This window comes from Lederbergia sp. NSJ-179, from assembly GCF_022867885.1.
In the GTDB taxonomy this organism is placed as follows: domain Bacteria; phylum Bacillota; class Bacilli; order Bacillales; family Bacillaceae_C; genus Lederbergia.
Genome location: NZ_JALIFP010000064.1, coordinates 1 through 11,597 on the forward strand (window position 1 = coordinate 1; position 11,597 = coordinate 11,597).

Consider the following 11,597-nt stretch of genomic DNA (forward strand, 5'->3'; position numbering starts at 1 on the left):
AAGTCCTCCCCGAAATATGCTGTTTGTAGTCATTCTACAGTTAGATTATCTTATAACTAGCCTATTTTAGGGAAGAGTTTTTTAAAATTATCACGAAGAATTTTTACTCCTCAGAGCTGAAGTAAAGCTAATTTTAACACAATAGCGTGTGGCTTTGAAATAAAGTTGCGATGCTTATAAAAAAGATACGATGTTTTGAAAAAAGTCGCGATGTTTATAAAAATGTTGCGAAGCTTTACCCCTTTGGATGTAATTTGTCTAAGGGGGTTTCTTATGGTAAAAGTAAGATAAGGTTATACCGCAAACGGGCCATTTTCTTAAATAAACACAAGTGTATTCTAATTTATAAATGTCAGAATGATGAAAAAATGGAGAAATACTAACTTTGAAGATTTTCGCATAGGCGAAAACTTTTATATCTCCGGAAGATAGGTGTACAATACTATATAGGATAATATTAGGAGGAATGAAGAATGGGTAAATTAGACGGTAAGGTCGCAATTGTAACAGGTGCAGCCTCTGGCATGGGGAAGGCAATTGCAGAGTTGTATGCAAAAGAAGGGGCAAAAGTTGTAGTAGTCGACCTTAATCTTGAGGGGGCAGAAACCGTTGTTAAAGAAATAAAGGATAATGGCGGAGAGTCCAAGGCTGTGAAGGTAAATGTTGCGGATGTTGAAGATATTAATAATATGGTCGATACGGCGGTGCAAGAGTACGGGACGTTAGACATACTGGTTAATAACGCAGGCATTATGGATGGTATGGAGCCTGTTGGAAATATTGACGATAAAAAGTGGGATCTCATTTTTGATATCAATACGAAAGGTGTTATGCGTGCGATGCGCAAGGTTTTGCCTATCTTTTTAGAAAAGGGCAAAGGGGTTATTGTGAATACAATATCAACAGGGGGATTAAATGGGTCTCATGCCGGTGTTACCTATACGGCATCCAAACACGCCGTTGTTGGTATTACAAAAAATACTGGTTTTATGTATGCTAATCAAGGCATTCGTTGTAATGGTATTGCACCTGGGGCCGTGGAAACCAATATTGGTTCAACTATGAAAAACCTTGATGAATTCGGTTCTAACCGCCAGCAATTAACTGGTAATCTTGTACCACGCATAGGAAAGCCTGAGGAAATTGCAAACGTTGCTTTATTCTTAGCTTCTGATGAGGCAAGCTTTGTAAATGGTACAGTAGTAACAGCTGATGGTGGTTGGACCTCCGCATTTTGATTTATACACCAAAGACTCCGCTAGACGATAAGGATTTAACGGAGTCTTTGGTGTATTTGTCTTTATAACTTTTAAATAAATGGCAATATATACAGACTAATAAGAAATGTATATAATTTAATAAAATTCCATACCGGATCAATTGCGATCTTCCTGGGCAGAAAATGATCAAACTTTTTTATAAAAATTATATACCATTTCACAAAGAGAAAACCTGTTTTGATCAATCTTTTTTCAAAACAGTTTTTTGAATATACGTAAAGAACGAGGTTGTAGGTTATTTTTAATCAAACTTTATTCTAAAGCCACATTAATACCCTACTTACAGCTTGTAAATTATCTTCATCACAAATCTTGGGATTTTTTATATTTACCAAATTGAACATTAAATTGTCCTTTTTTGTTTCGCCATATAAACCGTTATAGCATCAATCATTGTTAGCATAAGTATCCCTCAAAACGCTAAACCCCTTGGTACTACTGTGTTTAAAGCCTGTTTGGAAGCCGATTCCAAGCATAACTTTTTCATTTAAAAAAAGGTAAAAAAAGTGACTGGAATTATTTTAATTACATTCACTACGGTATCTCTTGGGGGAAGAGAAAAATGAAAATTAAGCCAACCAAAGACAACTTACAAGAATGGACGGAAATTTACGTTCCAGAAAAAGACTTGTTTTTTCTAACAAAAGACAATCTAAAGGAAATTGATGTTTCAGATGTTTTATTAATGCCTTCTGATGAATTTTTTAATCACAGTACATATCGCCAAATAAATTACGTAAATAGTTACTTGTACTGGAAAATAAAGAATGTTCATTATGTAATTATTGCCGAAAAGAATTGGATTGAAAGCATTTCTGCCGAAGAACAAAGATTAATTTTCAATTCCCAAATGCAATGTGGAAGGGGGCTTGTAATTCCTATTTCATTTGTAGATGAATTAGAAAAAATACCCTCCAATTATATAGTAAACCAGAATATTATTATTCAGCGTGCAATGTGGGAGCTACTTGAAGACGCTATTAAAGAACAATTACTTTGTAAAATGGTCTATGAATGGTGGGATAATGGAGATTGTGAAGACCCTCCCAGCTCTATGCCCAGTTTTTTAAAACCATTTGCTAATACATTTAGTAACCGACAGGGTGCAAACTGCCTAGCAGCTGTTTTATTCGCGGTATCAAGTGGAGAACAAGAGTGGTTTATATATGAATGGATTTACCAAAATACATTTATTGAGACATTGAATCGATACAACTATGAGGTATTTTCAGGTGACGGAATACAAAAAGATGATGTGGTGGTTTGGAAAGATAAAAATGACGTTATTCAGCATGCAGCTTACCATATAGGAGATGGGCTGTTCTTTAACAAGGACGGACAAACGATTTTTAATCCTTGGAAAATCCTTAAAAAAGAACAACTATATAAAGATTGGGAACACCTGACGCCTATGAAATATCGACGGTTTAAATAGCGTATTCCAGAAAAGGCGCAATTGTTGCAAAAGGTTCTTTTGAGCTTTTAAGATTTTCCGTAACTCTCTGATTATATTTTTGCTTTTTTCTATCCTAGTGATTGTAATTAGAATGCTTTTTAATCATATCCCGTGGATGCGATTCAGTGTACAAAAAAAGCATCTTTATATAACGAACTGCTCGTTAATTTGAATGTGATTTATCGACCAGATCGAATGATTTTCCCTCAATTTTAATGAAACGCATGCAAATCGTTTGAAGTTGATTCTTTTGCATCTTTTTCGGCAGGTAGAGACGGCGCAGGGCATTGTTTAAATTCAGACGCAAGTTCGAAAATTGGCCTTATAGACGAAGGCTTTCGTTATGGAAACCCGCAATCCCTTGTTTTGGATGATATTCATGTACTTTGATTTGTCCAGACACCGCAGTCTGGACAATGTGTTCCATGATTCGTCAGCTGGAGGTAAAGGTATAGCCCAGCGCTCGGATGGTTTTTGTTGGTACTTAACCATTACGACAGGAGGTTAGATTTTCCTGTTTTTGTCGAATTGTCGAATCATGTTCCTCGTAAATTGTTACAGAACCGAAATATTTATGATTTAAAACAACAGACCGTCTATTTAATGAAAAAAGCTATTCACAAAAAGTGATTAGCTTAGGTTGAATAATTCCTTGGTATTTATCTTAAATTCTTTAAAGAGGTTTGAGACAACAAATCCCCCGAGATTAACCAGAGTGAATTGAATCTCTGCATCATTATCCAAGAAATAAACCATTATATGATTTTCCATAGGGTCTACTATCCAGTATTCCTTAACACCTGAATTCATGTATAAATGCAGCTTTGTAATCATATCATGCGATTTATTTGAAGGACTCAATATTTCAATAATAAAATCAGGAGCTCCAATGTATTCATTTTCGGTGAAGTTATCTTGGTTGCAAACTACAAATAGATCGGGGACAACGATCTTTTTTTCATCTTTCCTTTCATTGTTAAAGACGACGTCAGTTGGTGCTGCAAAAACTTTACATTTACTCCCCTTCAACAAATTGTATAACTCCCCATGCAAGTAAGATGATATCTCTTGATGTTTGATGCTAGGAGATGGAGACATATATATAACTCCATCAATAAACTCTAACCTTTTATCTGACTTTTTTCTTTCAGATTCAAATTCTTCATAGGTGCTATACCTTTCATTTAATAAACTCAAAGCAATCACCACCCTAAGTCAATTATACTCAAATTAATAACTAAAAAGAAATAATAATACACGACATTTATAATGTATCCATAGTGTTGGACACATAAAATGAAAAAATAAGATAAATTTTAATGATTACTTCAGATAATATGGAAGAAGTTGAAGAACGGCTTAGCAATATGAATGTTGTGGTTCACTCCCACGGAAATGAGGGAATTTTAGACATAAGTCCAATCGGAATAGATAAGTGGAGTGGATTGCAAAAATTGGGTGTAGAAGAAAAAGAATATATAGCATTCGGTAATGATGCGAATGATATTACAATGTTTCAACATGCAATGTATTCAGTTATGATTGGTGAAAGCTTACAACTAGCACCGTTTTCATCTGAACAATTGGTATTAAGTGAGGATACAGAAAACATTCTAGTGCAAAGACTTAGTGAATTGGGAAATATAAAAAATAATTAAAGTGCGCGTTCAAAAAGGAGGATAAAAGGACCGAGAAGTTCGAGGCGGCGCAGTTTCGAGCAGCGGAGAAACAAGTCAACGAAGAAATTTGCCGTGTCATTTTTACCGGACTTTTTGAACATCCTCTTAAAGCTGGTAAACCTATAATAAGTCACCTATACTTGAAAAAGGCTTCTTATGGAAGTGACGAACTGGACAAATTTTCATGGGCAGTTTATTCAAGCAGGTTAAAAGGAAAAATGAAACCAAGTGACAGGGAGTTACGTATCTTCTAAGAGAAGAAATAAATTTTCTTAGAAAAGGTGAGAAAAGTGACAAGGAAAGTGGCATTACTACTTGCTATTGCATGTATGACATTTATTATCATTGGCCCTTTTGCTGCTTGGATGACATATAAACTAGCACAGCCACCAGGTACGTTTACCAATCAAGTCATCAGTCCTGGGGAAACGTTTTTTCAAACGAAAGCAGCGAAAACCCTAGCCGTGTGGGGAACACCTGCAAATCTGGATATTCAAGCGGTACAATGTAAATTAGATGATGAATTGGTTATGTTAGAGAAAGAACGAACTATCACAGATATTAAAGGAGCAAAAGCTGTTTTATTATTTGACGGAGATTATACTGTTTTTGACCGCATCTCCTGTGAAGGGGGAGGCTTAGAGCAAATCCATTTATCAAATAGATTTCCTATGGATAAAGCTCGGAAGATAATCATTACATCACTTGTTGCAACTCCTCTATTGGTAGGTTTCGGTATTTTTCTATTCAGGCGTATCAGATTAGCCAGGTAACAAAACCGTTACTCATTTACAAGTTAGCAGATGCATAGGTATAGTTCTCCCTCTTAACCAAAGTAAGGAGGTTTTCGGAAAAGAGCGAGATAAATGAACCTGAATTATTCATAGAAACAAATTCACCAAGATCAGAATAAAAATACCGTTTTAGGCGGAAATTTTGACTGCCTAAAAGACCTAAAATTTTTAGAATTATTAATTATACGATGCCAAGAAAAGCGCATACGTATTCTGTAGAAGGAATTTCTTGTTGCGACCTTGAAGGGTGGTGGGTTAAGGAAAAAACAAAAACCAGAAAAAAACGCTATGCCCCGTTCCATCTATACTGTTAGAATCATCGTAATCAAATGGACCATTTCCATTATTTGTTGGACCATAAACAAGGACGGTACCATATTTTCACACTTGACAGTCGTAGTAATACGATATACAATAATATTGAAAGGAGGTGAGGGGAAGAATTCCTCGCCTAAAAAAATAACTTTATACACGACAGTCGTAGTAATTTGATGAACAAAAAGAGATGGTGAAATTATGAGTGGGAAATTATCAAGTGATATTTTGCGCGGACATACAGATACAATTGTTTTGGCGAGTTTGCTGGATCGCGACCGCTATGGATTTGAAATTTATAACCGTGTGTTGCAGAAAACGGAAAATTTGTATGAGTTAAAGGAAACGACACTTTATTCCAGTTATAAACGTCTTGAAAAGGATGGTTTTATCGAATCTTATTGGGGTGATGAAACGCAAGGTGGTCGTAGAAAATATTATCACATCACTGAACGAGGGCGGGAGTTGTATCACCAAAAACTTGAAGATTATGAGTTTACAAAGAAGATTTTGGAACGATTATTTACGGAGGAATAATTCATATGGAACTAAAAGAATTTATTGATAACGCATTTGAAAAATATGAAGAATCACCAGAACTTATTGATTTTAAGGAAGAATTATTAACGAATCTTCAAGATCGTTTGAACAGCTTAGAAGCAACTGGTTTGAAACGTGCAGAAGCGTTAAAAAAAATTGAAATAGAATTTGCAGATATCAATAAAATTGCTGACCAAATGAGTTTAGCGAAAAAGAAAGAAGTATTTGAGATTCAATATATGTCATTACGACATTTTGTGACAAAACAACAAGCCGCTATTTATACTATTTTAGGCGTTCTTGTTGCATTTGGATTGATTAGTGCAGGTTTAAGTTATCTTGCATCTGGTAAATTTGAAGCCTTAACAGGTGGATTGATGGTGTTCTTAGCCATTCCACTAGCAGGATTTGTCTATATGGGCTTAACACAAGAAACGGCAACACGTAATCCAATGCGCCCGCTACGCGCATCAATCTACACCATTGCGGTATTTGTTTTCTTAGTCAGTGCCTTACTTGTGCCGATGTTCGTATTCGTTGAAGCTAAATCATTGGAAGGTGCACTCGCGATTTTAATTCCTTTTGCCTTATTAAGCATTGGTGTAATTGCGTTCTTAATGATTACGGAATCTGACTATCGTAAGTCTTGGGTATTAAAGGAAGCTGAAAAACATAATGAATGGGCAAAAAACTTCGAAACGTCAGGAAATGCACAAACGTTTGGCGTGATATCAGCAGGAGTTTGGATTTTGGCCATTGGCGCGTTTGTTTTCTTGCTCATCTTAAAACTATGGATCTATAGCTGGATTCCATTAGTTGTCGCTATAGCTATGACGATGTTTTTGCTCGCACATTATATGAAAAAAAGTGTATAAAGAAAGGTGGATACGAATACCATGGCCAAGGCAATTCGGGTGGAAAATTTAAGTATGGCATATCGAAATAAAAAAGAAAAAATAATTGCCGTAGATAATATTAGTTTTACCGTTGATCAAGGTGAAATTTTTAGTTTTCTTGGACCAAGTGGAGCGGGTAAGACCACAACGCAACGAATACTAACAACATTGTTACCAATTAATAGTGGAACGGCTTATGTAGCTGGATGTAATGTTTTAACAGATGCCAAAAAGGTTCGTGCGAAAATAGGCTATGTTAGTCAACTTGGTGGCGCTGATCCAAACGCGACAGTACGTGAAAATTTAGAACTATCAGGGAAATTATATGGACTTTCGAAGGGTGTTACAGCACAAAGAATTGAAAAATTAAGTAAGTTGCTTGATTTTCATGAATTGCTTTCACGCTTTGTCCGTACATTATCCGGTGGGCAAAAACGTCGTGTGGAGATTGCTCAAGGAATTTTACATGAACCAAAAGTATTATTTCTTGATGAACCAACAACAGGACTCGATCCACAAAACCGTGCCAATTTATGGCAACATATCAAAAAATTGCGAGACAATGGAATGACAATTTTCCTTACCACACACTATTTAGAAGAAGCTGACGCCTTAAGTGACCGTTTAATGATTCTAGACCATGGCAAGATCATTGCTGAGGGAACACCAACAGAATTAAAGAAAAAGATTTCAGGTGAAGCTATTTCGATAGAACTGAAAAATGCACAAGACGCCGAAAAAATGAAACAGCTCTTTAATCAATTAGAAATTGGTAATGTAATAGAAACGGGTACGAATTTTTCCATTTACACTTCCAAAGGCGATGAATTAGTTACTCATATTTTTGAATACGCGAAAGAACATCATATCGAATTGGCCAATATATCATTATCAATGCCATCTTTAAATGATGTCTTCTTAGCCTTAACTGGTCAGGAATTACGTGATGGCGGAAAGGGAGATGAACAATGATGCAGGTGGTTCGGGAAACAAATATTTTCTTTGTTCGTAAATTAAAAGAATCAGTTCGTCAGATTGCTTGGGTAATATCCGGGTTGATGACTCCATTGTTATATATCTTGTTGTTTAGTCCATTATTAAAAAATATAACGCATCCTGCCATGAATACAGCCCAAGTTTTGGAAATGTTCGTACCGGGAATTCTAGTTCTCTTAGCATTTAGCTCAGGGACGGGTACAGCATGGACAATGGTTTTTGACCTAAAGAGCGGAATTATTGAACGTTTACGTGTAACCCCAGCAAGTCGCTTCGCTATGTTAATGGGTGGGGTATTAAAAGATGTCGTAGCATTTCTTATTCCAGCAATGATCGTTTTAGTAATCTCAAGTTTATTTGGGTATGAAATTCACTTAGTAGGTATTTTACTACAATTACTATTACTTTCAATTATTACGATGATGGTTTCAGCATGGTCTGGAAGTCTAGGTCTGATTTTCCAAGACGTGGGTGGTGTTGCTGCTGTAATAACAAGTTTACAATTGCCATTAACTTTACTTGCGGGAATTTTATTACCAATATCTTTTGGTCCAAAATGGTTACAAGTACTTGCTCATATCAATCCACTTTATTATGGAGTGGAAGCAGCTAAAAAATTAGCGGAAGGATCAATCCTGAATCAATCAGTTTTCGTAGGATTTATTGTCATTGTAGTTCTCACCATGATCACATTGATTTGGTCAACTCGCGTTTACAACAAAGCCATTGCATAAGTAGAGGGGTAGGGAAAATTAAATGTCAGTTTACCAATCTCCAATCATTGTAACCTTTTACAAATTGTGATAAATTTAATAAATTGTTGGATAGTAAATCTTCGTTCTACTACTATTGTACTTCAGGTTTAGCTAGGGAGATGGCTTCAATGGGATATGCATTTACATCAAGACAGATTTACTTATGGCGCCTGGCCATCTATTTTTATTTCGGTCTGTCCGGTTTTGCCATGGCGTCATGGGTAGCTCAGACCCCGAATATCCGTGACGCATTAGGTGTGTCTACAGCGCAAATGGGATGGATTATTTTTGGATTGTCTGCTGGTTCGATTATGGGTCTCCTTTGTGCGAGTCATTTTATTGCACGTTGGGGAGGCCGTGTCATTATGTTGACTGGGCTAGGGTGTAGTTCAATTGGACTTGTCGTTGTCGGATTAGGGAGCTCGTGGTTGAATAATGGAATTATTGTATTTATTGGACTATCCCTTTTCGGCTTTGGAATCGGCATTTGTGATGTTGCGATGAATGTAGAGGGCACAACAATCGAGCATACAATAAAAAAGTCGATTCTGACTAGTTTTCATGCAGTATATAGCTTAGGAACATTTTTTGGTGCCATTATGGGCTCGCTTGCGAATAAACTGCATCTTTCTGTGATGACTCACTTATCCGTTATCGCAATCATCGTATTTGTATTGATTGTCTATTTCTTTCGGTTCGTACCGGCGGGAACGGGTCAGGATCAAAATAGTGATTCAAATGATCCACCAATGACAACTAAGGAGCGACTTGCTGTTTGGAAGGAGCAAAGGACCGTCTTAATAGGAATCATTGTCTTAGGAATGGCTTTTGCAGAAGGTTCGGCAGGTGATTGGCTGCCCTTAGTGATGGTCGATGGGTATGAAAAAACTCCCGCACAAGCATCCTTTATGTATGGTTTATTTGTTGCAACCATGACGATTAGTCGGGGAGTAGGTGATCTTCTCCTAGACAGGTTTGGAAGAGTGGCCATACTTCGAGTTTCGGCCATCTCAGCTGCAGTTGGACTTATGATTGTTATTTTTAGTGGAAACTATTATGCAGCAGCAATAGGCATTGTCTTTTGGGGATTTGGATCAGCCTATGGCTTCCCTGTCGGATTATCTGCTGCGGGCGATGATCCACGTGGAGTGGCTGCCCGAGTCGGAGCGGTAACAACGGTCGGTTATCTTGCTTTCCTTGTCGGCCCTCCCGTATTAGGAGCGATCGCTGAATCTACTACATTACTAAAATCATTGATCTTTGTTTTAATTGGTGTGACCATTGCTGGCCTACTGTCCCATGCTGCGAAGCCTATGGCGGCCAGTAATCAAAAATTGGAGTCACATTCAACACATCAATCAACGAAATAAAGGCATAGATGGGAGTTTAATTAATATTCGGTGAATGTATAGCGATTTTAAAAATCCAACAAAAAAGGCTTGTTTGCAGTACCTAAACAAGTTATTTAACGAATTTAAGACCCATTTTTAGAGTTAAAATTCATCTTCAATGACTCGTAGAAATTTTGTTGCAGAGGCTTTTTGCTTCCCATAACCTCAAGAATAGCATGTTTTGACTTTGCCCCATATCAAAACATGCTTCCCATCTTATTCAACGCGGATTTCATTATTTCGCTCCATATACCACTTGAAAAATGAATTTGCTAATGCAACCGGTACGTCGTTCACGCCTGAATGATGCACTGGCTTTCCCCTGTTGATTGTTCCGATGGAGGCGAGATAATCCTTCCCAATTTTCCTTACTCGGTCAATCCCTTCCCACATATCACCAGGTCCGTCGTAAATTATGACAATGGGACCGTCGTAATTGGCTTGCTTCAAAAGATTTAAACAACGTCTGAATTCCTCTTCATCAGGTATTCCTTCCGCGTCGTAATAAGGCTTGGCATGGATCGAATCACTGTATGGAATGATTTTAGCTAATTCATCATATTTTTCCGCTCCCCCCATGTTGCCAAAGTCTGTAATCAATCTAATTTTCCCTTCAGACTGATTCATAATATAAAGACAGTTTTCACTTGTACTAGAGAGGGTACGGAAATTTTCTGTCACAATCTTTACCCCTTTTTTAAAAGGTAAGAAAGCAAAAATTGGCTAATGTTTGGATCTAGCTCCAGCGCCTAGCCCCTCGAGGTCAAATAACCTGAGACAATAAAAGTCAAAACCGGACTTTTATTGTCTCAGAACATTTGCTTGTCGGGGCTGACCAAGGCGCTTGCGCTTTTCTTATGGGCATAGGTGGCTAATGCGTTTAAATGTTGGGAAGTTCGGGCAAGGGCTTCTTGATCATCTGCCGGGGCATCCCCTTTATTTAGTCGAAGCCTTCATCTTCCGTCGTTTAGGATGAATAGACTTTATGCGTCTCTTCAGATAGCCATTTTTCCCCCGTATAAGCCATCTCCCAAAAGGCTAACTTATATTCTTTCGCGATCACAAATTCTTCCTTGATTTTTTCCTTTTCTCCCTCACTAGCTGTTGCCGCCCCTTGATTTAACGTGATTCCGAAAGAAGTCTCTCTCTTCAATCGTGTGAAGGGCGTAGCCCAACGATAAGGGGGAGATGAATTTCGGTTGGCGTAAGCCAAAGGCTTTCATTTTCGGAACTAATGTTCTATAATGGGGTTAGATATAGCAAAGAAGGTGATGGCAGTGTTGGTCAATCAAAAATACGAGATTTTCCCAACAGAAAAACAAAAAGAAACGTTAGACCGTTGGCTCCAATACTGCCGTCAAACTTACAACTCTGCCCTTTTAGATAAAGAGCGCAAATATAAACAAAACAAGGAAAATTACAACCGTTATGACATGCAAAAACAATTAACATTGGATAAAAGGAAATATCCATTTCTAAAAGAAATGCCTTCCCA

General features: G+C 37.3%; 13 protein-coding genes. 10 read left to right on the plus strand and 3 right to left on the minus strand.

Annotated elements, in window-relative coordinates; genetic code table 11:
- Positions 1 to 473: 473 nt before the first annotated feature.
- Both MUB24_RS22225 and MUB24_RS22230 read left to right on the plus strand, forming a co-directional pair.
- Complete coding sequence (locus tag MUB24_RS22225) at positions 474 to 1,238, plus strand: SDR family oxidoreductase (RefSeq protein WP_244707793.1); 765 nt, start codon at positions 474 to 476, stop codon at positions 1,236 to 1,238.
- Positions 1,239 to 1,842: 604 nt separating this feature from the next.
- Positions 1,843 to 2,715, plus strand: a complete 873-nt coding sequence (locus MUB24_RS22230) for a hypothetical protein (RefSeq protein ID WP_244707795.1) — start codon at positions 1,843 to 1,845, stop codon at positions 2,713 to 2,715.
- 651 nt (positions 2,716 to 3,366) lie between these two features.
- Here the strand turns inward: MUB24_RS22230 and MUB24_RS22235 are convergent.
- The gene (locus MUB24_RS22235; RefSeq protein WP_244707797.1) at positions 3,367 to 3,933 is read right to left on the minus strand and encodes a Uma2 family endonuclease; all 567 of its coding nucleotides are present in this window, start codon (positions 3,931 to 3,933) and stop codon (positions 3,367 to 3,369) included.
- 122 nt (positions 3,934 to 4,055) lie between these two features.
- Here MUB24_RS22235 and MUB24_RS22240 point away from each other — a divergent pair, with 122 nt between their 5' ends.
- The 7 genes from MUB24_RS22240 (at position 4,056) to MUB24_RS22270 (ending at position 10,081) form a co-directional block, all read left to right on the plus strand.
- Positions 4,056 to 4,394: an HAD hydrolase family protein gene (locus MUB24_RS22240; RefSeq protein WP_244707799.1), complete on the plus strand. Its 339-nt coding sequence runs from the start codon at positions 4,056 to 4,058 to the stop codon at positions 4,392 to 4,394.
- Positions 4,395 to 4,705: 311 nt separating this feature from the next.
- Positions 4,706 to 5,188, plus strand: coding sequence for a hypothetical protein (locus MUB24_RS22245; RefSeq protein WP_244707801.1), 483 nt, complete (start codon positions 4,706 to 4,708; stop codon positions 5,186 to 5,188).
- Between the two features lie 537 nt (positions 5,189 to 5,725).
- Positions 5,726 to 6,061 carry a PadR family transcriptional regulator gene (locus MUB24_RS22250; protein WP_244707803.1) on the plus strand — a complete coding sequence of 112 codons (336 nt, stop codon included), beginning with the start codon at positions 5,726 to 5,728 and terminating at the stop codon, positions 6,059 to 6,061.
- Between the two features lie 5 nt (positions 6,062 to 6,066).
- Positions 6,067 to 6,939, plus strand: coding sequence for a hypothetical protein (locus tag MUB24_RS22255; RefSeq protein ID WP_244707805.1), 873 nt, complete (start codon positions 6,067 to 6,069; stop codon positions 6,937 to 6,939).
- Positions 6,940 to 6,960: 21 nt separating this feature from the next.
- Positions 6,961 to 7,932 (plus strand): ATP-binding cassette domain-containing protein, encoded by a 972-nt coding sequence (locus MUB24_RS22260; protein WP_244707807.1) that lies wholly within the window; start codon positions 6,961 to 6,963, stop codon positions 7,930 to 7,932.
- Positions 7,929 to 8,690, plus strand: a complete 762-nt coding sequence (locus MUB24_RS22265; protein ID WP_244707809.1) for an ABC transporter permease — start codon at positions 7,929 to 7,931, stop codon at positions 8,688 to 8,690. Before MUB24_RS22260 ends, MUB24_RS22265 begins: the two co-directional genes overlap by 4 nt.
- 149 nt (positions 8,691 to 8,839) lie before the next feature.
- Positions 8,840 to 10,081 (plus strand): MFS transporter, encoded by a 1,242-nt coding sequence (locus MUB24_RS22270; RefSeq protein ID WP_244707812.1) that lies wholly within the window; start codon positions 8,840 to 8,842, stop codon positions 10,079 to 10,081.
- Positions 10,082 to 10,318: 237 nt separating this feature from the next.
- Here the strand turns inward: MUB24_RS22270 and MUB24_RS22275 are convergent, their stop codons facing one another.
- Both MUB24_RS22275 and MUB24_RS22280 read right to left on the minus strand, forming a co-directional pair.
- Positions 10,319 to 10,783 carry a hypothetical protein gene (locus MUB24_RS22275; RefSeq protein WP_244707814.1) on the minus strand — a complete coding sequence of 155 codons (465 nt, stop codon included), beginning with the start codon at positions 10,781 to 10,783 and terminating at the stop codon, positions 10,319 to 10,321.
- 286 nt (positions 10,784 to 11,069) lie between these two features.
- Complete coding sequence (locus MUB24_RS22280; RefSeq protein WP_244707816.1) at positions 11,070 to 11,315, minus strand: hypothetical protein; 246 nt, start codon at positions 11,313 to 11,315, stop codon at positions 11,070 to 11,072.
- 58 nt (positions 11,316 to 11,373) lie between these two features.
- Here MUB24_RS22280 and MUB24_RS22285 point away from each other — a divergent pair.
- The coding region (locus MUB24_RS22285) for a helix-turn-helix domain-containing protein (protein WP_244707818.1) at positions 11,374 to 11,597 on the plus strand (224 nt) is incomplete at its 3' end.